The sequence below is a fragment of the Paraburkholderia sp. LEh10 genome, assembly GCF_017814945.1.
GTDB lineage: Bacteria > Pseudomonadota > Gammaproteobacteria > Burkholderiales > Burkholderiaceae > Paraburkholderia.
In genome coordinates, this window is sequence record NZ_JAGIPX010000006.1 from 133103 (window position 1) to 157109 (window position 24007).

At 60.6% G+C, this 24007-nt stretch carries 16 protein-coding genes and 1 pseudogene; 9 read left to right on the forward strand and 8 right to left on the reverse strand.

Annotated elements, in window-relative coordinates:
- Positions 1-260: 260 nt before the first annotated feature.
- The 5 genes from J8I87_RS07260 to J8I87_RS07280 all read right to left on the reverse strand — a co-directional run bounded on the left by J8I87_RS07260 (position 261) and on the right by J8I87_RS07280 (position 6621).
- Positions 261-1856 (reverse strand): aldehyde dehydrogenase (NADP(+)), encoded by a 1596-nt coding sequence (locus tag J8I87_RS07260; RefSeq protein ID WP_209930762.1) that lies wholly within the window; start codon positions 1854-1856, stop codon positions 261-263.
- Positions 1857-1881: 25 nt separating this feature from the next.
- On the reverse strand, positions 1882-2670 hold the full coding sequence (locus J8I87_RS07265) for an SDR family oxidoreductase (RefSeq protein WP_209930763.1): 789 nt from the start codon (positions 2668-2670) through the stop codon (positions 1882-1884).
- A gap of 15 nt (positions 2671-2685) precedes the next feature.
- A complete protein-coding gene (locus J8I87_RS07270; protein WP_209930764.1) occupies positions 2686-3885 on the reverse strand; it encodes an alpha-hydroxy acid oxidase in 1200 nt (399 codons plus the stop codon).
- Between the two features lie 60 nt (positions 3886-3945).
- Positions 3946-5268, reverse strand: a complete 1323-nt coding sequence (locus J8I87_RS07275; protein WP_209930765.1) for an MFS transporter — start codon at positions 5266-5268, stop codon at positions 3946-3948.
- A 213-nt stretch (positions 5269-5481) separates the two neighbouring features.
- On the reverse strand, positions 5482-6621 hold the full coding sequence (locus J8I87_RS07280) for an iron-containing alcohol dehydrogenase (RefSeq protein ID WP_209930766.1): 1140 nt from the start codon (positions 6619-6621) through the stop codon (positions 5482-5484).
- Positions 6622-6801: 180 nt separating this feature from the next.
- Here J8I87_RS07280 and J8I87_RS07285 point away from each other — a divergent pair, with 180 nt between their 5' ends.
- Positions 6802-7737, forward strand: a complete 936-nt coding sequence (locus tag J8I87_RS07285) for a LysR family transcriptional regulator (protein ID WP_209930767.1) — start codon at positions 6802-6804, stop codon at positions 7735-7737.
- Positions 7738-7899: 162 nt separating this feature from the next.
- Positions 7900-8247 (forward strand): BON domain-containing protein, encoded by a 348-nt coding sequence (locus J8I87_RS07290; RefSeq protein WP_209930768.1) that lies wholly within the window; start codon positions 7900-7902, stop codon positions 8245-8247.
- A gap of 95 nt (positions 8248-8342) precedes the next feature.
- Here the strand turns inward: J8I87_RS07290 and J8I87_RS46265 are convergent, their stop codons facing one another.
- Both J8I87_RS46265 and J8I87_RS07300 read right to left on the reverse strand, forming a co-directional pair.
- On the reverse strand, positions 8343-8690 hold the full coding sequence (locus J8I87_RS46265) for a BON domain-containing protein (protein WP_209930769.1): 348 nt from the start codon (positions 8688-8690) through the stop codon (positions 8343-8345).
- A 107-nt stretch (positions 8691-8797) separates the two neighbouring features.
- Positions 8798-10060, reverse strand: a complete 1263-nt coding sequence (locus tag J8I87_RS07300) for an NAD(P)-dependent alcohol dehydrogenase (RefSeq protein ID WP_209930770.1) — start codon at positions 10058-10060, stop codon at positions 8798-8800.
- A 415-nt stretch (positions 10061-10475) separates the two neighbouring features.
- On the opposite strand from J8I87_RS07300, the pseudogene katG reads away from it, so the two are divergent.
- The 7 genes and pseudogenes from katG (at position 10476) to J8I87_RS07335 (ending at position 22182) form a co-directional block, all read left to right on the forward strand.
- Positions 10476-12738 (forward strand): annotated as a pseudogene (gene katG / locus J8I87_RS07305) (catalase/peroxidase HPI).
- A gap of 174 nt (positions 12739-12912) precedes the next feature.
- Entirely contained in the window at positions 12913-14214 is a 1302-nt protein-coding gene (locus tag J8I87_RS07310; RefSeq protein ID WP_209930771.1) for an ABC transporter substrate-binding protein, read from the forward strand.
- Between the two features lie 69 nt (positions 14215-14283).
- Positions 14284-15288 (forward strand): carbohydrate ABC transporter permease, encoded by a 1005-nt coding sequence (locus J8I87_RS07315; RefSeq protein WP_209930772.1) that lies wholly within the window; start codon positions 14284-14286, stop codon positions 15286-15288.
- Positions 15285-16106, forward strand: a complete 822-nt coding sequence (locus tag J8I87_RS07320) for a carbohydrate ABC transporter permease (RefSeq protein WP_209930773.1) — start codon at positions 15285-15287, stop codon at positions 16104-16106. The genes J8I87_RS07315 and J8I87_RS07320 overlap by 4 nt, the downstream gene beginning before the upstream one ends.
- Positions 16107-16111: 5 nt before the next feature.
- Complete coding sequence (locus J8I87_RS07325) at positions 16112-18178, forward strand: beta-galactosidase trimerization domain-containing protein (RefSeq protein ID WP_209930774.1); 2067 nt, start codon at positions 16112-16114, stop codon at positions 18176-18178.
- 8 nt (positions 18179-18186) lie between these two features.
- Positions 18187-19221, forward strand: a complete 1035-nt coding sequence (locus J8I87_RS07330; protein ID WP_209930775.1) for a LacI family DNA-binding transcriptional regulator — start codon at positions 18187-18189, stop codon at positions 19219-19221.
- Between the two features lie 39 nt (positions 19222-19260).
- The gene (locus J8I87_RS07335; protein WP_209930776.1) at positions 19261-22182 is read left to right on the forward strand and encodes a winged helix-turn-helix domain-containing protein; all 2922 of its coding nucleotides are present in this window, start codon (positions 19261-19263) and stop codon (positions 22180-22182) included.
- Positions 22183-22224: 42 nt separating this feature from the next.
- Here the strand turns inward: J8I87_RS07335 and J8I87_RS07340 are convergent, their stop codons facing one another.
- Positions 22225-23727 (reverse strand): replication initiation protein, encoded by a 1503-nt coding sequence (locus J8I87_RS07340; protein WP_209930777.1) that lies wholly within the window; start codon positions 23725-23727, stop codon positions 22225-22227.
- Between the last annotated feature and the right edge of the window lie 280 nt (positions 23728-24007).

Here is a 24007-nt window from a genome sequence, read left to right on the forward strand (position 1 = left end):
ACACTCACGAATCCCGCGTCATGCAAAAACATGCTGCGTGCAGCGGGCTCCGCTGGTGCTTCCGCATACACCTTGATCGAATAGCCCTGGTAAGGAAAGGCGCATTCCATGATCTCCTGCCTCGCAAAGCGGGTGCTTTGCGTCGAATGTAGCACCCGTCGTCTGGCGAAGCGCGCCGTCGTTTGAACGCGAAAAATGGCGCGCTTTCCAGACAAGCGGCGTGCGCGACGCACGCCCCATGCCGCGCCTTCTTCCCTCGATCAATTGGCGTGCCGTGCCGATAGCAAGAGCTTGCCGTCGATGCGCCGGTTGACATTCAGCGGATTCGCGTCTTGCAACGCTGCCGGCAACAACGCGTCCGGCATGTCCTGATAGCTGACGGGCCGCAGGAAGCGGTGAATCGCGAGACTGCCGACGGAAGTCGAACGTCCGTCCGCTGTCGATGGATACGGTCCGCCGTGGACCATCGCATGTCCGACCTCGACACCCGTGCCGAAGCCATTGACGAGTATCCGCCCTGTGCGACGTTCGAGTGCAGGCAGAAAGCGGCGCACGGCGTCGTGATCGTCGGCATCGATATGCAGCGCCGACGTGAGCTGACCTTCCAGTTGTTCGATGAGTTCGAGCATCGATTCCAGATCGCGGCATCGAACAACCAACGATGAAGCGCCAAAAATCTCGTCCTGCAATGTCTTGTCCGCGCGAAACGCTGCGTCGGTTGTCGAGAAGAGTGCGCCCTGCCCCTGGTTGACGCCCGTTGTGCCGGCCCCTCGGCCCACCGTGCCGACAGCGGGATGCTCAGTGAACCGGCTCACCGCCTCTTCATAGGTCTTATGAATACCGGGCGTCAGCATTGTCGCAGCGGGCGTATCGGATAGCGCTATGGCCGCGACACGCATGAAGTTGTCGAGCGCCGGGCCATCCACCGCGAGAATGAGGCCCGGGTTCGTGCAGAACTGCCCCGCGCCCAGCGTCAGCGATTGCACGAACGCACGCGCGATGGCATCGCCGCGATGCTCCAGCGCGTGAGGAAACAGCAACACGGGATTGATGCTGCTCATTTCCGCGTAGACTGGGATCGGCTCGGCCCGCGCCGCTGCGATGGAAATCAGTTCGGTTCCCGCGCCTCGCGAGCCTGTGAAGCCCACCGCCTTGATGCGCGTGTCGCGCACGAGCCCCTGGCCGATTTCCCGCCCGCTGCCGAACAGAAGCGAGAACGTACCTTCGGGCATACAGCAGTCTTTGACTGCCTTCTGGACGGCCATACCGACAAGCTCGGACGTGCCCGGGTGCGCCGAATGCGCCTTGACGATGACGGGGCAGCCCGCAGCGAGCGCAGAGGCCGTATCGCCGCCCGCCACCGAAAACGCCAGCGGGAAATTGCTCGCGCCGAACACCGCAACGGGACCGAGCGCAATGTGCCGCAGCCGCAGGTCGACGCGAGGCATCGGCTTTCTGTCGGGCTGCGCGGGGTCGATGCGCGCGCCAAGAAAATCGCCATCACGCACCACATTGGCGAACATCCGCAACTGCGCGACTGTGCGGGCGCGTTCGCCTTCGATGCGCGCGCGCGGCAAACCCGATTCCTGTATGCAGCGCTCGATCAACACATCGCCGATGTCGAGAATGTTGCTGGCGATCGCTTCCAGAAAACGCGCGCGCGATTCGAGGCTCGTTTCCCGATACGTGTCGAACGCGGACCAGGCAAGCGCACACGCTGCGTCGAGATCAGTCATGCTTGCGCCGCCGAATGCAGGCTCGATGCGCTCGCCGGTGAACGCGTCGATCCCGTACGATGTGCCGTTTTTGCCACGAACTGTCGAGTGGCCGATCAAGAGGTTGCCTGCGATATTCATTCTGTCACCCCGAAACGATGGAACTTCACAAAGTACCCGGATACGCGCCGCCATCCAGCAGGATGTTTTGTCCCGTCAGATAGCCCGCACGCGCACTGCACATGAACGCGCAAAACGCGCCGAATTCATCGGGCGAACCGAAGCGACCCGCGGGAATCGCGGCACGCTTCGCTTCTCTCGCGTCGTCATAGCGCTTGCCTTGCGCTTTTGCCGCAGCATCCGTCGATTGACGCAGACGGTCGGTATCGAACAGTCCCGGCAACAGGTTGTTGATCGTCACGTTCCGTTCCGCGATGCGCTTCTGCCGCGCGATACCGGCAATGAACCCCGTGAGACCGGAGCGCGCGCCATTGGACAGCCCAAGCACGTCGATGGGCGCCTTGACTGCGCCCGACGTGATGTTCACGATGCGGCCGAAGCCGCGTTCTGTCATGCCGTCGACGGTCGCCTTGATCAATTCGATCGCCGTCAGCATGTTGGCGTCGAGCGCGGCGATCCAGTCGTCGCGCGACCACGAGCGGAAATCGCCGGGCGGCGGACCGCCCGCGTTGTTCACGAGAATGTCGATGCGAGGTGCAGCTGCGAGCGCCTGGGCGCGGCCTTCGTTCGTCGTGATGTCGCCTGCAACGGCGACCACCTGAACGGCGGCATTGCATTGTCTGAGTTCCTGCGCAGTCGCCGCGAGCGCTTCGCGCCCGCGTGCCGTAATCACGACGTTCGCGCCCTCCTGCACGAGCGCTTTCGCGCTGGCCTTGCCGAGGCCCTTGCTCGCCGCGCACACGAGTGCCCAGCGGCCTTCAATGTCCAGATTCATGCGTGTTTCCTCCAGCTAGTTCAATGCAGCAATAGCGGGCTCGAATCCAGCGCGCGCGTGCCGCGCCGATGGGTTCGATCCGCCCTGAAAAAGATTGTGTCGACCGATCTCGCCGATCTGCCGCACGCCGGATAGCGCCATGCTGACGTCGAGTTCGCTTTGCAGGATCTGCAGCATCCGCGTCACGCCCGCCTCGCCCATCGCGCCGAGCGCATACATGAACGCGCGGCCTACCATCGTGCCTTTCGCGCCCAGCGCCAGCGCCTTCATGACGTCCTGTCCGCTACGAATACCGCCGTCCATCCACACTTCGACTTCATCGCCAACGGCTTCGACGATCGCGGGCAAGGCGTCCACCGTCGACGGTGCGCCGTCCAGTTGCCGTCCGCCGTGATTGCTCACGACGATTGCGTCCGCGCCGACCGAGACCGCGACGCGCGCGTCATCTGCGCTCAGAATGCCTTTGAGAATCAGCTTGCCGTCCCATTGCTGCCGGATCGCGGCGATGTCGTTCCAGCTCAGCGTGGGATCGAACTGCGATGCGACCCACTTGCTGATCGCGATTACGTCGTCGCCGCCCTTGATGTGCCCCGCCAGGTTGCCGAAGGTCTTCGCACCGGACATCGCGCGCAACACCCAGCCTGGCTTGGATGCGAGGTCGAGCACGTTGCGCATCGTGATGCGCGGCGGCACGGTCATGCCGTTCTTGATGTCCTTGTGCCGTTGACCATTGATCTGCAGGTCCAACGTAACGACGAGTGCAGCGCATCCCGCCCGCTTCGCCCGTTCGATCAGCGACGCATTGAAGCCGCGGTCGCGCATCACGTAGAGCTGAAACCAGAACGGCATGGATGTTTCGCGTGCGACGTCTTCGATCGAACAGATGCTCACAGTCGACAGCGTGAACGGCACGCCGAAGCGTTGCGCTGCTCGCGCGCCCAGTATTTCGCCGTTGGCCCACTGCATTCCAGCGAGTCCTGTCGGCGCGATGGCGACGGGCATTGCCACGTCTTGACCGATCATCGTGCTCGCGGTACTGCGGCCTTCGACATTGACCGCGACGCGTTGCTGCAGCTTCAACGCGTGGAAGGCCGCGCTGTTCTCGCGATACGTGGACTCCGAATACGATCCACTGTCGACATAGTCGTAAAACGCCTTGGGCACGCGCTTTTTCGCAAGCACGCGCAAATCTTCGACACAGGTGATGAGCGGCATGTCAATCCCTAATACTGACCAAGAACGAAACTGGCCCGAATGCGTGTGGCCCTCCGCGCGTCATTCCGCTTGCCGGGCCGGAGAAAGCGATGCAGTCGTGAAGTCGGCCGGGGTTTCCTCGATGGCAATGGGACGACGCACCATGAAAAGGTAAGCGAGCGCGGAAAGCAACGCGACGATCGCACTGACAATCAGTGCATTCACGAAAGAGTGCGTGCGGTCCACCACGACACCCGTAATCACGGGCGCAGCCGAGCCTGCCAGAAAGCCGCCGAAGTTCTGGATGCCGCCCAGCGACGCGACCACGTGCCGCGGCGCCGCGATGCTGACGAGCGCCCACGCGCCGCCCGAAGCCAGATTGATGAAGAACATCGCCAGCGAGATATAGACGACCGCAAGCGATGCAGAGGGCGTCAACGCAGCCGGCACCGTGAACAGCGCCGCGCCGACCAGACCAACCGTGATCGGCCATTTACGGCTCGTGATGGGCGCCATGCCGCGGCGATACAGTTTGTCGGCGAGATAACCGCTGCTCAACATTCCGATAGTGCCGACAAAGTACGGAATCGACACGACCCAACCCGTGCGCGCAACGCTCATGCCGCGTTCATGTTCGAGATACGCGGGAAGCCAGGTCAGATAGAGCCATACCATGTAGATGACGCCCATGAAGCCGAACAGCATGCCCCATGTCGTGCGCTGGCTGAAGAGATTGCGCCACTGTGCAGCGCTCAACGGCTTTGCACTCGTCTGTTCGGTGTTGTCCTGGTCGAGATACGCGTCTTCTTCACGCGTGAGCTGCACCTCTTTGCGATTGCGATAGGCGACATACCAGCCCAGCGCGACCAGCATCCCCAGCACGCCGGTTGCGATGAACATCTGGCGCCAGCCGAGCGCGAGCATCAGGCCCGTCAAAATGGGCGGTGCAAGCGCCGGACCGATCGTGCTCGATGCGACGAAGATGCCTGTCGGCGTGCCGCGATCCCGCACGGCGAACCATTCGCCGATCACTTTTGCGCCAGCCGGGAATTGCGGTGCCTCACCAATGCCGAGGCACACCCGCGCGATAAAGAACTGCTGGATGTTGCCGACAAAACCCGCGCACAGTTGCGCGATGGACCACGCGAGCATGCCCGCGCCCAGCATGAGCCGCGCGCCAAGCCTGTCGAGCATCGCGCCGACGGGCAACTGGCAGAACGCGTACGCCAGCGAAAAAGCAGACAACAGCATGCCCATTTGCGACGCCGTCAGTCCCATCTCGCCCCGGATCATGCTATTCGCGACGGAAAGCGCACTCCGGTCGAGATAGTTGATACAGCCCGCTAATGTAAGAAAGAAAATCGAAACGCGTTGAATGCGTCGAAGCTTTTTGCTCGCTTGCATAGAAATGTCTCCATTTGCTTTATGTCTATGGCCATCTGTGCGGCCTGTGGGGTGCTCAAATTCGTCGTGCCCGTGAGGACGGTGCGCGACTCGCCCGCGAGCATACGCTCCGGGACACAGAGAAAGAATTGACGAAAATCGATAGCGGTATAACTGTAGGGAATGTCAGCCCACCGAGTACCGCTATGGCCGATATTTCCTTGCGGCAATAGATCACAGCGACGCGTCCAGCATCGCGCGATAGTCGTCTTCCGAAGCGATACGCGGATTAGTCTTGTGGCTGTGATCCTTCAGCGCTCCCTGGATGATCGCGGGGAACATATCGCGCGTGACGCCCAGTTCCTCGAGGCTCGTCGGCAAACCGAGACGCTGCGTCATGGCCTTCAGCGATGGCGCCACTTCGGTGCCGCTCCTCACTCCAATCGCCTGTGCAATGCGTTCGAGCTTGCTCTCGTCGCGCATGGATGCCGATTCCTTGTTGAATTCGATCACGGCCGGCAAGAAAATCGCGTTGAGCGTGCCGTGATGAAGACGCGGATTGATACCACCGAGCGAGTGACTCAGGCTGTGCACGCATCCAAGACCCTTCTGAAATGCCAGCGCGCCCTGCATCGACGCGCTCATCATGTTCATGCGCGCGACACGGTCGTCAGGCTGACGCGTCGCGCGCTCGATATGCGCCCACGCGCGCCACAAGCCGTCGAGCGCGATACCATCCGCAGGCGGGTTGAATGCCGGCGACATGAAGGTTTCGAGGCAATGCGCGATCGCATCCATTCCCGTGGCGGCCGTTAGAACGGGCGGCAGGCCGAGGGTCAACTCCGGGTCGCAAATCGCCGCCTTTGGCACCACGAAGGGTGAAATTACGCCGACCTTTCGACCGTCATCGAGAATCAGGATCGCGCCACGGCCTACTTCGCTACCAGTTCCCGCTGTCGTGGGCACGGCAATAACGGGCGCCGTCTTTGCTGTGATGCGCGCGGCGCCGCCCTCAATAACAGCGAACGTCTTCAGCGGCCCATCATGCGTTGCGCAGACGGCGACACCTTTGGCAAGATCGATCGAAGAACCGCCCCCCACCGCGATGATTCCATCGCAATCGCCGCTGTGAAATGCAGCCACGGCCTCGCGTACTGCACCTTCGTTGGGGTTCGGCGGTGTACCGTCGTAGAGAGCGACATGAGTGCCGTCTCCCAACGCATTCAGTACGGTATCGACGATACCTGCTGCCTTGATGCCCTTGTCCGTCACGATCAGCGGACGCCGGATGCCGATGCGCTCACATTCCTGCTTCAGCAGGCGCACCGCGCCGGACTCGAACTGAATATGCGTGATATAGGTGATGAGAGACATGGGAATAAGATTCCGTTATAGTTGAAACGATTGCAGCAGAGCGCGTCGACTCTCGAAAACAACTCGCAGGCTCCGCAATGGCGCTCAAATAATGACCTGTTGCGATCGAGTATAGGCAGGTTCGCGTCACGCGGAAATTGAGAGCATTTGATACTGATATAGCTTTTCCTCAACCCATAAATGACACCATCGCTGAATTCCATCGTGTCGCGCCTGCATCTCAAGCAGCTGAGATTGCTGATCGCGCTGGGCGATCACGGCTCGTTGCTCAAAGCAGCGAAGCAGGTGGCGCTGACGCAGCCGGGCGCCAGCAAGGCACTGCAAGAGATCGAAACCACGTTCGGCACAGCACTGTTCAATCGCACAAACCGGGGCCTCGAGCCGAACGAAGTGGGTCACTGCGTGATCCGGTATGCAAGGCTGATCCACACCGACGTGGCGCATCTGCGCGAGGAAATCGTCGGTATCTTGCGTGGTCACGGGGGACGCGTGGCGGTAGGCGTCATCATGGGCGCGGTGCCGCTGCTGACAGAAGCCATCACGGCACTCGTCGAGCGGCATCCGGAAATGTCCGTGGAGATCGTCGAAGACACGAGTGCAACACTATTGAGTCAGATCGATGCCGGCAGGCTCGATCTGGCAATTTGCCGTACGACGATCAGCCAGACGCCGGACCTTTATGAAAGCATCAGGCTCCAGGACGAGACGTTGGCCGTCATCGCCAACGTCCAGCATCCGCTGGGAACGGCGAAGAAAGTGACGCTCAAGCAACTCGCCGAGTATCGCTGGGTGGTGTATCGCGCGAACATGCCAATGCGGCTGCTTCTGGAGCGCGAGTTTCGCGATGCCGGCATTCGCTTCCCGTTGCATCTGCTGGAAACAACGTCGATATTCGCCACGCTCACGCTGTTGCAGAACAACCCTTCGTTCGTCGCGCTGGTATCGATCGACGTTGCGCAGTTCTTTTCCCGTCAACGCATGACGCGTAGCCTTCCCCTCACGCTCGCTTCGCGCAGCGAACCCTACGAGCTGGTCACACGCAAAGGCGCGCCCCTCTCACCGGGCGCCCGCCTGCTGATCGACGCACTGACGGGAAAACAGGCGGGCGATGCATGAATGTCATTCGCAGCGGGGCAAACCGAACCGTTGCCGATCACAAATACCGTGCTATCGGGAAAGACTACGCACCACGGCGACAAGACAATGACGCACATAGCGAAGCATGCACGGTGCTGCTCCCCACGGTGCTGCTCCCGTTAACCATAAGCGGAGGTCGACATGAACAGGAACTTGCTGCGCGCCCTGCTGGTAGGCGTTTCGATGACTGTGTCGATCGCGTGTCATGCACAGGCGAGCGATGCAACCAATACCCCGTCCACCCAGGCATCGAAGAAAGCGACACCTGCGGATCGCGCGCTTGGCAAGTCCGTGCGACGCGCACTGGCAAGGGCTCAAGGTTTCGACGTATCAGGTGTGTTCGTGCGTGCGCGCGGCGGTGCAGTGACGCTCAGCGGCACGGTCAAGAGCGGCGAGCAGATCCAGCAGGCAGAAGAAATCACCAAGTCGGTTCAGGGCGTGACGTCGGTGACGAACAAGCTTGCGTTATTTCACGGCGGTAATGGCTGATTGCTTTGCGCATCGGTGAGTGTTGTTTTCGACGCTCACCGCGCAATATCACGGCTTGCGGCATTCCTTGTGTTCGACGTCGATGACCATGGGGGCTACCCATTCTCGCCCCGGAAGAGCGTCAACTTGTTTGCGACCGACTGTACGCCGGGAACGCTTCGCGCCACGTGTTCCGCCGCATTCATCTCGTCAAGCGTTCGGACCGTTCCACTCAGCGTGACAACTCCGTGTCGCGCCATCACCCGAATGCCTTGTGCATTCAAGCCTCGCGTATTTCCAAGTGCGCGACGAACGTCGCGAGTCAGGGCCCGGTCTGACTTTTTTGCTTCGGCCGTTCTGGCATGAGAAGCCGCAGACGAAGAAGGCGTTTCACCCGCTCGCGCAATCGCGGGCACCGATAACGCACAGCAGAAAGCAGCGACGACGCGAAGAAGGCGGCGCATACAAGCCCCATTACAGAGAGCGTTCAGGCATCAGCAACAACATGTGCCGCCACGGCAACCGCTGCGGCACATGTGCAAGTGCGCTTTTCGTCGGTGATTGCAGGCAATCAGAACCTCATCACCGCACGGCCGACGATCTCGCCCACTCTCAGCCGGTCGATATAGTCGTTGAGTTCTTCGAACCTGAACGTCTTGACGGTGTGGCGAATCTTGTCTTGCGCTGCAAGCGCCATGACCTCGGTCAGGTCGGTGTTGTTGCCCCAAAACGAACCTTGAACCGTCTGTTCGCGCGACACGCGTGGAAAGAGCGGAATATCGATGCGATCGCCGACCAGGCCGACATCGACGTAATGGCCGCTGATCGACAGCAGGCTCAGCGCCAGTTGCACCATCTGTTCCGCGCCTGCGCAATCGATCACGGCATCGAGATCGTGCCGCCCCACCAGCTTGTTCAGTTCATTGCCGATATCCGCCGAAGACTTGCCGTTGATATTGACGATATGATCGGCGCCGTACTCTTTTGCTATCTCGAGCTTCTCCGAATTGCGTGCGAATGCAGCGACCTTCGCGCCGCCGCCGAGAATTTTCGCGTACTGCACGGCATAGCCGCCGAGGCCACCCACACCGAACACGCCCATGATCCGGTCCGGCCCCAGAGCACCGCCATCACGCAGCTTCTTGATCGCACGATAAGGTGTAAGCCCCGCATCCGTGAGTGGCGCGAGCGTTTCGAAAGGCAGCCGCTCGTCCACCTTGATCAGATAGCGAGCGGGAACAGGCAGGAACTCCGCGAATCCGCCAACGGGGCCGAAACCCGGCCAACGGACGTTAGGGCAAATATGCGTGTTGCCGATCTGGCAATGACGGCAAATGCCATCGCCCCATCCGGGTGCAACGACCACGTGGTCTCCTTCTTGGAAACCGGCCGCCTCTGGCACGATGCTGCCAATCTTGCTGATCACGCCGGTGATTTCATGGCCGAGCGTGATCGGCGTCGGAATGTCCGCGTATTTTCGGAAATACCCGTCGATGAGTTGAACGTCGGACCGGCACATTCCACACGCTCTCACCTCCACCAGGATCTCATCGGCCTTGATATCAGGAACGGGAATATCCTCCAGTACAAGAGGCTTTCCATACTGGTGCATGCGCGCTGCTTTCATATGCGTATCCTTTCCTCTACTGATGCGTGAAGCACTTCCGTGCGTTGTTGACAGTCGAGTCCCCCCACAAAAGCACTTGAGACATTGACGAGAACCCACCTCGCACAACTTAGTGCAATTCAGTCGTAAGGTGTCGGCGCACGTTCGAATGAGAAATGTCGATGCAATCCGACAAGCAAACCCGGATGCATATTGTTCAAATCGCATTGCAAACCGCTACGAACGTGCAGCGAGACAGACTCGTTCAAGTAATTGGCCTAAGCTTGCAGTCACTCCGTATCGAGCTGTGTTATTTGGGAAACCAACATGAAGTTGCCGAGTATTGCCTTAGGCCTGGCGCTAGCGATCGCAGGTTCTATTGGCCCCGCTCACGCCTATACGATCACGACGTATCACGGTGCCGGCGCGAGTCGAATCGAAGCCTGCGCTTTGGCAACGCAAAGCGCGCAATCACCCAATGAAGAACCTGCTCACGGCCGCCTGCTCAAGACGAGCGTTTGCCAATGCAACCACGCAAGCAACGGAGACAGTCCCGCCGAATGGCAATGCCTGGTTGAAGCAACTCACGAACGATGAAGTTCATCGGATGCGCAAAGGAATCGTCTTTCCAAGGAGATAGTGCATGTCAAACGATGCAGGATGTCCGTTCGCTCATACAGCCGGCGACGGCACGTCCACTCGCGACTGGTGGCCGCAACAGCTAAGACTGGATCTGCTCAGTCAGCACTCCAGCAAATCCAATCCGCTGGACAAGGAGTTCAGTTACGCCGCGGCATTCAGGAGCCTGGACCTGTCGGCGATCAAGAAGGATCTTGCCGCGCTCATGACGAATTCGCAGGCATGGTGGCCCGCTGACTTCGGACACTATGGGCCTTTCTTCATCCGCATGGCCTGGCATAGCGCGGGTACGTACCGCATTGGCGATGGTCGAGGCGGCGGTGGACGCGGACAACAGCGCTTCGCGCCGCTCAACAGCTGGCCGGACAACGTCAATCTGGACAAGGCTCGTCGCCTGCTCTGGCCGATCAAGCAGAAGTACGGCCAGAAGATCTCCTGGGCGGATCTGCTGATTCTCACCGGCAACGTTGCGCTCGAAACCATGGGCTTCAAGACGTTTGGCTACGGAGGCGGCCGCGAGGATACGTGGGAACCCGACCAGGACATCTATTGGGGCAACGAGAAGACATGGCTGGGTGACGATGTCCGATATGGCAAAGGTGCCGCCCCGCGCGATGCCAGTTCGCCGGGCGTGGTCGTCGCGGACAAGGACATTCACGGCGAGGAAGTCAGCCGCACAGTCGGCGGACGACATCTGGAGAACCCGCTTGCCGCCGTGCAAATGGGCTTGATCTACGTGAACCCGGAAGGACCCGACGGCAACCCGGACCCGGTCGCCGCAGCACACGACATACGCGAGACCTTCGGCCGCATGGCGATGAACGACGAAGAAACCGTCGCACTGATCGCGGGCGGTCATACGTTCGGCAAGACACACGGCGCAGCGCCCGCCAGCAACGTCGGCCCCGAACCCGAAGCCGCCGCACTGGAAAACCAGGGCTTGGGCTGGAGCAACGCCTTCGGCACGGGCGCGGGCGCCGATACGATATCGAGTGGACTGGAAGTCACGTGGAGCAATACGCCCATTGAATGGGGCATGGGTTTTTTTCTGAATCTGTTCAACTATGAGTGGGAACTGACGCGCAGCCCGGCAGGCGCGCACCAATGGGTCGCGAAAGCTGCGGACGCAACAGTTCCGCATGCCCATGATCCGTCGAAAAAGCTGCTGCCGACCATGCTCACGACCGATCTCTCGCTGCGTTTCGATCCCGTCTACGAGAAGATCTCGCGACACTTCATGCAAAACCCGGATGCTTTCGCCGATGCCTTTGCCCGTGCATGGTTCAAGCTGACCCATCGTGACATGGGTCCGCGCGCGCGTTATCTGGGCCCGGAAGTGCCGGCTGAAGAGTTGATCTGGCAGGACCCGATTCCACACGTCGATCATCCGCTGATCGATGAAGCGGACTGCGCCTCTCTGAAGAGCAAGATTCTCGCATCGGGCTTGTCTGTCGCGCAGTTGGTGTCGACGGCGTGGGCATCGGCTTCCACCTTCCGTGGTTCTGACAGGCGCGGGGGCGCGAACGGCGCACGGATTCGTCTCGCGCCGCAAAAGGACTGGGCTGTCAATGAGCCGGCAGCACTCGCGAATGTGCTCGAAACGCTCGCAGGCATCCAGGCCGAATTCAACAACGCACAGACGGGCGGGAAGAAAGTGTCGCTGGCCGACCTGATCGTGCTGGCGGGCGGCGCTGGTATCGAGCAAGCGGCGAAAGCAGCCGGGCACGCCGTCACAGTGCCCTTCGCGCCGGGCCGGATGGATGCGTCGCAGGCGCAGACTGACGTCGAGTCCGTTGGCGCACTCGAGCCGTTTGCCGATGGCTTTCGCAACTTCATCAAACGCAAATGCAGCGTGCCTGCAGAGCATCTGCTGATCGACAGGGCAGATGCTGACCTTGACCGCGCCCGAGATGACGGTGCTGATCGGTGGGTTACGCGTGCTGGATGTGCATACGGGCAGCGATTCTCACGGCGTATTCACCGATCACCCGCAGACGCTGACCAATGACTTCTTCCGAAACCTGCTCGACATCGACACGCAATGGCGGCCGCATTCGTCCGCTGACGATGTGTACGAAGGGCGCGACCGACAATCAGGCGAACTGAAATGGACGGCCACACGCGTCGATCTCGTCTTCGGTTCGCACGCACAGCTGCGCGCGCTCTGCGAAGTGTATGCAAGCGACGATGCGAAGGATAAATTCGTTCGCGATTTCATTGCGGCGTGGGTGAAGGTGATGAACCTCGATCGCTTCGATCTGGCCTGAGCGTCCGAGGATAAAAAGCCGGTTGCCATATGCAGATATCGCAGCCGGCTCCGTTCAGCGAACGGACTGTTGCCATTTCCAGTCCCGGGTAAACCCTTCCTTGTCTAGTTGATAACGTTTCAACTAAATTGAAACGATCATATGGCAATGGACGGTATCCACTGGAGATACGTCATGGCATGCGTGAGTTCTGCGCCGTTCATCGTATGCCGGCGCCTCGCGTTCGGGGCGCTGCTCACCGCTGTCTTCGCTATTCTCTTTCCGTACGCCGCGACTGCCGCGAGTAACGAACTCGTCATCATTGATTGGCTAGCCGGCGCTGAAGGCGACACGATCCATGCGATGGAATCCGCTTTTCAGAAAAGCCATCCCACCATCAAGATCCGCGAAATCAGTCTGACAGTACAGGGCGACGCTCGCGGCGCCATTCGCGCCGCGCTCATGAGCGGTGAAAGCGCCGATCTGCTGATCAACACGTGGCCCGCGTTCCGTGCCGAACTCGCGAACGCAGGTCTGCTTCGGCCATTGGATGCCGAATGGAACACGTACAGATGGAGCGACAATCTTGGCGACGAGTGGAAGCGCCTTGGTCAATACAAGGGCGTAACTTACGGCGTCACCTATACATTCGGCGACCGCAGCGGCATCTTCTACCGCAACGACGTCATGAAAAAAGCCGGCATTAGCACTCCACCGAAAACATGGGGCGAGTTCGTCGGCACATTCGGGAAGCTGCGCGCCGTCGGCATTACGCCGATCGCGATTCCGGCCAAAGCGTGGGCTCACGCCGAGTGGTTCGAGACGATGTTGCTGCGCGTAGGCGGCGTCGATGCGTCATCGAAACTCGCGGCGCACCAAATCGCGTGGACCGATCCCGTCGTCAAGATGGCGCTCCAGATGTACGCCGAGATGCTCAAGGCAAACTGCTGTAACGATCCCGACCGGATGCTTGCCACCGAATGGGACAACGCAGCCGACGAAGTGCTCAAGAGCGGCACGCACGGTTACGACATGATCGGCATGTGGGTCAACAACCGTGCCAAAAGCGATTACCGCATGGAGGAAGGGAGCGACTACGCGCTCTTCCAGTTCCCGTCGATGGGATTCGGACATGACGACACGACGAGCGTCGACACCAAGGAATTCGTAGCGCTGAAATCCGGTGCCAATGCGGTTGCCGCCAACCAGTTCCTCACGTGGGTGACAGGCGCCGAAGCGGCTGCCATCCAGGCTCGAAACGGTCTCGTGTCGCCGTCCAGCAAGGCTGATGCTTCACTGCTCAGCCCGGTCGCCATCGCGTCCTCCAATGCCGTGAAATCGTCCAGAACGCAATTCGTCCTCGGCGATCTCCTGCCGGGCGATCTCGTCGATGAATATCGCGTGCAACTCCAGCGTTTCCTTCAGGATCCGAGCGACGCGAACATCGACAGGGTGCTCGCTGCCATCGAAGCGAAGGCGAAAGATTCGTACAGATAGCCCGGAACGCCGTCTGCGAATTGCAGACGACAACGCGCAGAAGCAGTGTGTATCGCGGACCAGGGAAACATGAACGCAATGAACGAGCACGACAATCGCTGCGCGCAGTTCATCAGTTTCGCACGGAGCGCATCGCAAGCCGATGGATCGACAGCGCACGCTGCCGGGTACGCGCGACGTGCGTCGGCGCGCAGGCGCGCGTTCCAGTGGCACGAAGTACGCGCCGCGTATCTGCTCATTGCGCCCGTGCTGATTCTCTTCGGTCTTGCCGTCGCCTACCCTCTCGTCGACACGATCCGCCTGAGCTTCTTCGATATTCGCGGACTCGGCACGGCGCGCTTCGTCGGCCTGCACAACTACGCGCAGCTTTTCCACGACAGCAGCTTCAGGCAGTCTCTTTCGACCACGTTCGTCTGGTCGATCTCGACGACGGTCCTGTCCGTGGGTATCGGCTGGATACTTGCGCTGCTTTGCTCGCTGGCTCCCAAAGCGACGCTGATCCCGCGAGTTCTGATCTTCTCTGCGTATGGCATCTCCGAGACGGTGACAGGTTTCATCTGGCTCGGCATCTTCCGGCCGGATTCGGGCGGCTTGCTCAATGCAGGGCTGACCGCAATCGGCCTCGGCCAGTTCACGCATGCGTGGCTCGGCGATCAATCGACGGCACTCGGCGCACTCGTCTGCGCGTATTCGTGGGCGCAAGTTGGCTTGCCGCTGATGCTTTGCTTCGCGGCCACCCAGTCCATTCCCCTCTCGATACTTGATGCGGCCCGCATCGACGGTGCACGCGGGCTGTCGCTACTGCGTTACATCGTGATGCCGTTGTCGTTGCCGGGTGTACGCATCGCGACATTCATCAATCTGCTCGGCAGCCTGCGCGCATTCGACACCATCTACGTCATGACGAATGGTGGACCCGTCCGTTCGACCGAGACGCTCGGCTTCTTCATGTACCGCGAGTCGATGACGCAATTCAAACTCGGCTATGGTGCGGCCGCCACGCTCATTCTGCTGATTGCGGTTCTGATCGTGTCGATCCCGGCGTTCCTCAGACGCACCACGGAGGCGAAATGAAGCATGCTTCTTCGCGTTGGGCGACCACGCTTGTCACCATCATCGCCATCATCTGGATCGTACCCGTCATCGGCATCGTCATCACATCGCTTCGCCCCGTCGACGAAGCGATACCCGGCTGGTGGACTGCCAGCAAATTCACGCTGACGTTCGACGCGTGGCGGTCGGTATGGACACACTATCCGTTGCTGGACGCGTGCTGGGTGTCACTGAAACTCGCCGGCATAGCGACGCTCGCGACGATGTTGCTGACACCCGCCGCAGCGTACGCGTTTCATTTCCTCCGCTTCCCTTTACGTCGAACCATTCTGATCATCATCGTCAGCGCGTTCGTGTTGCCGCAGCAGGTGGTTATCATTCCGCTGTTTCAGCTCTGGAGAGAATGGGGGTTGATCGACAACCTTCTCGCAGTGCTGATTCCGTACATCGGCCTCTCTTTCGCATGGTCGATCGTGGTGGTGAAGAATTTCCTGGAGGCATTCCCGCGCGAGCTGATCGAGGCCGCGCGCATCGACGGTTGCGGCCCGCTCGCGATGTTCGGTTACGTGGTATTGCCCAACACGCTCGCGCCCGTTTTTGCCATCGGCATCCTGCAGTTCCTGTGGACCTGGAACTCGCTTCTGCTTCCCCTGCTCTATCTGCGCTCACAGATACCGCTTCCCGTGGCGCTCGTGCGCATCGCCGGCACGTTCGACGCCAACTGGAATCTGCGAGCCGTGGCGGCGATCATCACCGCGATCGTGCCGCTTGTGGTCTTCATTGTGTTTCAACGTCAGTTCGCCCGTGGTGCGCTGAGCCGCAGCGGAAGCAAGGAATAGGAACCATGGAACGTCACGCGAAGCCGCTCCGCTACCGCCAGATTCATCTCGACTTTCACACGTCCGAGCACATACCCGACGTGGGCGCGCATTTCGATCCTGTGGATTTTGCTGCCACGCTGAAAAAGGCGAACGTCGATTCGATTACGGTGTTTGCCAAATGCCATCACGGCTGGTCCTACTATCCGACGAAAGTGGGCCACGTCCATCCGAATCTCAGCCGGCCTGACCTGCTGGGCGACATGATCAAAGCCTTGAAGGAAGCCGACATTGAAAGCCCCGTCTACATGACTGTGCAATGGGATGAGCGGACGGCGCGCGAACATCCGGACTGGCGCGTCCTCAGCGCGACCAACGCGTTCGTTCACGAAAGCGAGGCAGACAGATCGAGCGCAAAGCAACTGAGTCCCGCCTGGCACACGCTCTGCCTGAGCCACGCCCCGCTGCGCAAGCTGATCCTCGATCAGGCGCGCGAAGTCGCGACCCGATACGACATTCCGGGCCTTTTCTTCGATATCGTCATGGCGAACGACTGCGTGTGCACGGCGTGCATCGACAGGATGCTGGCGAACGGCCTCGACCCCGAGAACGCACGCGATCGCCATCAGAACGACGAAGCCGTGCTCGCGCAATTTCGCGGTGAAACGAGCGCAGCGCTCTTCGCCGAATTCCCGCATCTACGTGTGTTCTATAACGCGGGCCACATCGCCAGGAGCGGATCCGAGCGCTACAAGGACTACACGCACCTCGAACTCGAAAGCCTGCCCACAGGCGGCTGGGGCTACAACCATCTGCCGACGAGCGCACGTTACGCTGCGACACTCGGCCTCGAGTACATGGCCCAAACAGGCAAGTTTCACTCGAGCTGGGGTGAATTCGGCGGCTTCAAGCATGCCGATGCGCTCGAATACGAGTGCGCGCATATGGCGGCACTGGGTTCCCGATGCCTGATAGGCGATGTGCTGCATCCCGGCGGTGCCATCGATCACAACACCTATGAACGCATCGCACCCGCGTTTGCGCGCATCGCGAAACTCGAGCCCTTCCTCGAAGGCGCAAAGCAGGTCTCCGAGATCGCCATTCTCTCTGCAGAACACATGCATCCGGGTCCGGGCCGGCATCATCCCAGCGACGATGGCGCAGTGCAGATGCTTCTCGAATTGCATCGTCCGTTCGATGTCGTCGACAGCAGCGCGCGCTTCGAGGACTACCGGCTGCTGGTTCTGCCCGATGACATTCCCGTCGACGAGGCTCTCGCGCGCCGGCTCGATACGTACGTCGCCGGCGGCGGCAAGCTGCTCGCCTCGTGGCGCTCCGCTCGCAACGGCAGCAACGGATTCGTGCTCGACTTCGGCCTCAGCGTCGAGGCGGAGTCGACGGGATTCTGGCCGAGCTACGTGGAAGTCAATGATGGCCTCGACCCGCGCATTCCCTCGAGTCCCGTCGTGTTCTACGATGACGCGCCGCTCGTTCGCGCCCGCGGCGCCGAGGTGCTCGGCGAAATTCGCGCGCCTTATTTCAATCGCACTTACCGGCATTTTTGCTCGCATGCACACGCGCCGCACGACATCAATGCCCAGCCGCTTGGCGTCGCCGCCTCGATTCATGATGGAATGGGCTATGTGGCTTATCCCATCTTCCGACTCTATCGCGCGGTGGGACAGCCGATCTATCGCTACATCGTGGATGCGATGCTCAGCCGGTTGATGCCCCGTGCGGCCGTCAGCACGGACCTTCCGTCATCGGGCCGGGTTACGCTGACGCATCAGCCTGACAAGCAGCGGCATGTTCTACACCTGCTCTATGGTCCCCCGCAATTGCGAGGACAGGCCATGCCGATCGATGGTGGCGCGACGCGCATGATGGAGATCATCGAGGACATTCCGGCGATTGGCCCCATTTCAGCGACCGTGCGTCTTCCGCGTGTGCCGACCCGCTCGTACGATGCGCTGTCCGGTGAATCGTTCGACTGGACACTCACAGCGGACGGCGCGGTGCAGATCACGGTGCCCCGAATGCGCATTCATGCGGCCGTGGCATTCGAGACCGAACACTCCTCCAGTAATGACTGATGCGTGTTATGAACCACGATACTTCAAACGATGCCGGCAAGTCGCGCTCTCCGACGATCGTCGACGTCGCCAAACGGGCAAACGTCGCGATCGGCACGGTGTCGCGTTATCTGAATGGCTTTCCGATCCGGCGCGCCAATCGCGAACAGATCGAGGAAGCCATTCAGGCACTGCACTTCAAGCGCAACGCGGCTGCCGTCGCGATGAAAACGGATGTCACGCATGTCGTGGGTCTGCTCGCGCCGTCGTTCGATGAATTTCATGGCGCCATGCTCGAACACCTGTCGCGCGCGTTGCGTCGCGACGGTCGCGCACTTTTGATCTATTGCCATGGCGGCGACACGCGATTGATGGAGGAAAGTCTCGATTACTTCTCCACGCAGCGCATCGATGCGCTGGTGATGTCAGGCGTGGATCGCCTTTTCGATCGCGTCGACCAGTTGATCAACGACGGTGTACCGCTGGTCCTCTACGATAACGATCTCGCCGGCCTGAAGGCCGACCGTGTGTTCGTGAACAACCGGGAAGCGTCGATGCACGCGGTACGGCATCTGCTCGATATCGGGCATCGGCGGGTGGGCATAGTGTCGGGTGAACTGGTCGACAGCGCCGCAAACGAACGCTATCTCGGCTATTGCGATGCGCTGGGCGAGCGTGGCATCGCAGTCGATCCGCGCTACGTCGCGCCCGGGCACTGGTCGATTCTCGGCGGCAACGACGCGACACGCCATCTGATGTCGCTGCCCGAACCGCCGACCGCGATCTTCTGCGCGAACTATGTAATGGCGCTCGGCGCTTTGCGTTGTTTCAAGGACTCGAAGATCCGGGTGCCGGAGAACGTGTCGCTCATCTCGTTCGACGACCCGCCGTTATTCGGGCTGTACGAGCCGAGCATCACTGTCGTCGCCCAGCCGATCCACGGAGTCGCGCAGACGATTGCGGACGTACTCGAAAGAAGACTTCGCACTGCGCGGGAAACGCCGTTCAGCACGACGAGCCTGCGTTGCGACGTCATTTTGCGCGGCTCGACGCGGCCTGTCTGAGACCGCCTCGCATGCAGCGTTCACGGAAACGTCGAAATCATGCATACATCGCCAAGCGGCGGCACACCAGGCGCTGTGACCGACTCGATCGACACTGCAGCGATGGCCTACCTGTTCGGCTCTTTTCGGCTCGTTCCGTCACGGCAGATTCTGCTCGACGGTGACGCGCGCGTGGCCGTCGGCAGTCGTGCGCTCGATCTGTTGACAGCGCTCGTCGAGCGGCGCGGTCAACTGATCACCAAGCAGGAGTTGATGGCGCGCGCATGGCCGCAAACCGTGGTGGAGGAAAGCAATCTCAAGGTTCATATCGCGGCGTTGCGCAAAGCGCTGGGAGAAGGACCGCAGGATCAGCGCTTCGTCGCAACCGTGGTCGGCCGGGGCTACCAGTTCGTCGCGCCCGTCGAGCGCGAAGTGCTATCGGCTAACGCTTCGCTGGCGGAAATGGCTGCGCACGCTTCACACAATGTTCCCGTTGCTTTGGTCCGGCCTATCGGGCGCACGGAGACTATCCATGATCTGATTGAGCGGCTGTCGCGGATCCGGCTCCTGACGATTGCCGGCCCCGGCGGAATCGGCAAGACGACCGTGGCGCTCGCCGTCGCGCATGCGATGGTCGCGTCACAAGAGTGCGACGTCTGGTTCGTGAACCTGTCGCGACTCTCCGACGCTGGCTTCGTGCCTCATGCCGTTGCGAATGCGATTGGCCTTGCCGTGCACTCGAATGACATTCCGTCTGCGCTCGCCAACTACTTCCGGCTTAGAAATCGCCGGCAGCTTGTCGTGCTCGACAGCTGCGAGCACGTCATCGAGGCAGCGGCAGTGATGGCGGAGCACATGACTTCCGCCGCGCCGCAGATGCATGTTCTGGCGACCAGCCGGGAGCCGCTGCGCGCAGCGGGCGAGCACATCTACCGGCTTGAGCCGCTCGACAGTCCAGCGAATTCGGCCAGTCTGACGGTGAACGAAGCGCTTCGCTATCCCGCCGTCGAACTCTTTCTCGAGCGGGCCGTTGCCGCCTGCGGCGACTTCGTTTTATCCGATGAAGACGCGCCCGTGGTCGCGCTTATCTGCCGGCGACTGGATGGGATCGCACTCGCGATCGAGCTTGCGGCCACTCGCCTGAACGCATTCGGCGTGCGCGAGTTGCTTGATCTGCTCGACGACCGGTTCTTCACGCTTGCGCAAGGACGGCGCACCGCGCCCGCGCGGCAAAAGACCTTGCTCGCAACGCTCGACTGGAGCCATCAGTTGCTGCCCGACATCGAGCGTGTCGTGCTGCGCCGCCTCGGCATATTTCCGGGCGCGTTTGCCCTTGGCGCGGCAGCTGCCGTGGTTGCCGACGAAAACCTCCCGCAGGCGAGCGTCATTGATGCGATTGCCAGTCTGGTGGCGAAGTCGATGCTGTCGGCGGATGTCGGCAGCGATACGGTGAGCTATCGTCTGCTCGATACGACACGCGCCTACGCGCGGCGCAAGCTCGCGGATGCCAATGAATCCGACATGCTCGCGCGTCGCCATGCCGAGCATTTTCGCGGCGTTTATGCACAGATCGAAGCGTACTGGAATACACCGCCCGATACGCGCTGGCTGGACGAACACATCGCGGCGATCGACGACCTGCGGGCTGCGTTGAACTGGGCGTTTTCGGCGGGCGGCGACGAGTCGCTTGGCGTTGCGCTCACGGTGTCGGCGATTCCCGCGTGGGTGCGGCTCTCATCGCTGGAGGAATGCAGAAGCCGCGTCGAACACGCGCTTGCCAGAATTGACGCCGGCACGCCCGCGCTCGATAACCAACGGATGAAGCTCAATGCCGCCCTCGCCGCTTCGGCGATGTACACGCGCGGCATGGTCTCACAGGTCGACGCCGCGTGGACCACGGCGCTGGCGCTGTCAGAAAAGCTCGGCGACAAGGAATATCAATTGCGCTCGTTGTTTGCAGCCTGCTGCGGTCTCGTGTACGCGGGAAAGCTTCATGCAGCCGATGAGCTCCTGAAGAAGTTCCGGTTGATCGCGAACACATCGGATAATACGGTTGCGATATCAGACTGCAACCGGCTGACTGCGTTTGCGTGGCACCACATCGGCAAACAGGACGAGGCCCGGCAACATCTCGAGGATGTCCTCGACGGACAGATCACACGTCGGCAGCGCTTTCAACTGTCGCATAACCACCTGGACGTATGCGATGGCGCCCGAACGCTGTTGTCCAGCATCCTGTGGCTGCAGGGCTTTCCCGAACGCGCACTTCGTATGGCGCTGAAGGCGAGAAACGACGCACAGGCAAGCGGACACGCGTTGACGGTCGGCTATGTGCTCGTGTTTGCCTCCATTCCGATTGGGCTATTCACGGGTGACATCGACGCAGCCGAAGAGGCGCTCATCGCGCTGCAGGACAACGTCGCGACGCACGGCCTGGTCCTTTTCGACGCCATGACCCGCTGCCTCAAAGGTGCGCTGCTGCTGGAGCAAAGCAACCCGCTCGGTTTGTCCGTGTTATCCGATGCGTTGACACAGCTTGAACGCGAACATATCGGGTTGCGCTATCCCATGTATGCGGGTATGTATGCGCGCGGTTTGCTGCGCTTTGGACAACACGCTGAAGCAAAGGCCACGATCGAGACTACATTGGCATGGTCGAACGCTCACGACGAATTGTGGTATCTGCCGGAGTTGATACGCACCAAAGGCGAGATACTCAACATGGCCGATCTGCCCGATTCTGAAGGCGTGTCCGAAGCGCTGTACATGCAGGCGATAGAACTGGCGCGGCGTCAGGCGGCGCTGTCGTTCGAACTTCGTGCTGCAACGAGCCTTGCGCGCCTCAAGCATCGGCAAGGCAAAGCAACGCAGGCAAGGTCGCTGCTGCTGCCCGTTTACGAAAGGTTTACCGAGGGCTTCGCCACGTCCGATGTGAAAGAAGCGCGCGCCCTGCTCGACAGTTTTTCCATGGCGTCGCTGTAGCGTCGACCACCTGCCGCATGATCCTGGAGATAAGCGCTCGCGTCATTTCGATCGTCCGCGCGCGGCCTTTCGCAACTCGGCCGCGACGAAGGACGCAAAGGTCGTCGCGATGCTGGCCCGTTGCAGGATGTTCGACTCGTTCACTTCGGCCGTTGTCAGCCCCTGGCGTTGAATGGCTCTGACGCCAATGGTGCTCGAAGCGATAAATTTTCGCACCAGTTCTTCGCGCGTCTTCTTCTCCGCTGCCTCGAAGTATTCGCGCGCCGTACGCATTTCATCGTCGCGCCGTTGCTCCGCAGCGGCTTCAGCGGCCGCCATGCTCGCCGCGACAGCATTTTGCCGTTCAATCTGCGCTGCCTGCTTCGCACTCGCCGCTTGCACCTGCTGGGACTGCAACAGCGAGACTTGCCGGTCCGCATCCGAGACACGGTAGTTCTCGGCCAACGCATTCATCAGGTAGGCGGACGCGCGCCGGATGTGGTCGCCCTTGGCGATTCGCCAGCGCACATAGTCAATCGCCTGCTCGATACGTGCATCCGACCAGATATGGCGGTTCGCTCGAATCTCGGCGAACTGCTTGTCGGTCAGCCCAAACTCCTTGTAAAGCGATAGATAGAGCGGCGCTGAAGCCAGCATGTCGGCATCGGCCGCGCCCGCCTCTTCCTTGCGTTTGAGCTTGAATCGAATCTGATCTTTCTTTCGTGAACCGGGCGTGCTGGCGCGCGTCTCGTACGACACCTCGATATCGGAAAGATCGTTGATCTGCCTGATTGCGGGTTCAAGATAGTCTCGCTTGAAGTATTTGAACTCCGCTGAGTTTGCCCACGATTTTCCAGGCAGGCTTCGTACGAGATCCAATGAAATCCAGTCTGTTCGGCCGTGTGGGACCTCGGGCTGTATGTGGTCATAGATCGCACGCGCGTAGATGAGCTTGAATTTCGAGGTGACCAGCAAACTCGTCCAGTACGAGTTCTCAGGGTCCTTGATAAGGCGTTGCAGTTCAATGGGCACACGAAAGCGAATGCGCCCGTTACGCACGCTCACGCGGCCGATCAACTCGAGCCAGTCGCCTTCCTCGTCTGAGACGAGCGCGCCCAGATTATCGTCGTCTTCGAACGCGCCGTCGTCGTCATCGTCCTCCTCGGCAGCTTCGGAGGCATCTTCCAGCAACCGGCCTTTCGCATCGACGGCCACGACTGGACCGCTCGTGACCTCGAGCATTGAAGACTTCACGCTGCGTATGACGCTGGAAAAGTGCTTCTTGTTATGGCTTTCGTATCGCATGAGCCATTTGAACAGGCTCAAGGACACTTCGTATGTGTCGGCAATCTCCGGCTCCTGCGCGACGATGAAGTACGCGGCGTCGACGAAACGGCGTGCTGACAGCCCCAAGCCGATGATGCGAGCGAATACTCTGTTCTTCTGATAGCCGATGTCTTGCGAAGACTCAACGGCATCAATAGCCATTCTGGCGGGAGCGTTCTCGATGAACAGATCCAGCGCGTACTGAAGGGGCGTTACTCTTCGTTCGAGACTGCTGTTCATGGCTATCGCTAAATCCCCGCCCTAAATTTTTTCGCAGAATGTAGCACATGAAGGTGAGATGTCAAAGAGATCCTCTCACCTTCGCCGCTGACATTCGATCCGGCGGACAACCGCTCTCACCTTTAGGACATCATCTCTCACCATTCATCATGCCGCGCGCGCTGCTAACCACCGTCGAAGCGGGTCGGCGCAGTTATCCACAGGGGTTGACAGCAACTCTCACCCTTCGTCCTGGCGATATGCGGCTCTCTCACCGTGATACACAACAGGTCTCCCCTAT

What these genes read in the sequence shown, in the direction of transcription:
- J8I87_RS07260 (WP_209930762.1), bottom strand. Translation starts at nt 1,856, where the DNA reads ATGAATATCGCAGGCAACCTCTTGATCGGCCACTCGACAGTTCGTGGC.
- J8I87_RS07265 (WP_209930763.1), bottom strand. Translation starts at nt 2,670, where the DNA reads ATGAATCTGGACATTGAAGGCCGCTGGGCACTCGTGTGCGCGGCGAGC.
- J8I87_RS07270 (WP_209930764.1), bottom strand. Translation starts at nt 3,885, where the DNA reads ATGCCGCTCATCACCTGTGTCGAAGATTTGCGCGTGCTTGCGAAAAAG.
- J8I87_RS07275 (WP_209930765.1), bottom strand. Translation starts at nt 5,268, where the DNA reads ATGCAAGCGAGCAAAAAGCTTCGACGCATTCAACGCGTTTCGATTTTC.
- J8I87_RS07280 (WP_209930766.1), bottom strand. Translation starts at nt 6,621, where the DNA reads ATGTCTCTCATCACCTATATCACGCATATTCAGTTCGAGTCCGGCGCG.
- J8I87_RS07285 (WP_209930767.1), top strand. Translation starts at nt 6,802, where the DNA reads ATGACACCATCGCTGAATTCCATCGTGTCGCGCCTGCATCTCAAGCAG.
- J8I87_RS07290 (WP_209930768.1), top strand. Translation starts at nt 7,900, where the DNA reads ATGAACAGGAACTTGCTGCGCGCCCTGCTGGTAGGCGTTTCGATGACT.
- J8I87_RS46265 (WP_209930769.1), bottom strand. Translation starts at nt 8,690, where the DNA reads ATGCGCCGCCTTCTTCGCGTCGTCGCTGCTTTCTGCTGTGCGTTATCG.
- J8I87_RS07300 (WP_209930770.1), bottom strand. Translation starts at nt 10,060, where the DNA reads ATGCGATTTGAACAATATGCATCCGGGTTTGCTTGTCGGATTGCATCG.
- J8I87_RS07310 (WP_209930771.1), top strand. Translation starts at nt 12,913, where the DNA reads ATGGCATGCGTGAGTTCTGCGCCGTTCATCGTATGCCGGCGCCTCGCG.
- J8I87_RS07315 (WP_209930772.1), top strand. Translation starts at nt 14,284, where the DNA reads ATGAACGCAATGAACGAGCACGACAATCGCTGCGCGCAGTTCATCAGT.
- J8I87_RS07320 (WP_209930773.1), top strand. Translation starts at nt 15,285, where the DNA reads ATGAAGCATGCTTCTTCGCGTTGGGCGACCACGCTTGTCACCATCATC.
- J8I87_RS07325 (WP_209930774.1), top strand. Translation starts at nt 16,112, where the DNA reads ATGGAACGTCACGCGAAGCCGCTCCGCTACCGCCAGATTCATCTCGAC.
- J8I87_RS07330 (WP_209930775.1), top strand. Translation starts at nt 18,187, where the DNA reads ATGAACCACGATACTTCAAACGATGCCGGCAAGTCGCGCTCTCCGACG.
- J8I87_RS07335 (WP_209930776.1), top strand. Translation starts at nt 19,261, where the DNA reads ATGCATACATCGCCAAGCGGCGGCACACCAGGCGCTGTGACCGACTCG.
- J8I87_RS07340 (WP_209930777.1), bottom strand. Translation starts at nt 23,727, where the DNA reads ATGAACAGCAGTCTCGAACGAAGAGTAACGCCCCTTCAGTACGCGCTG.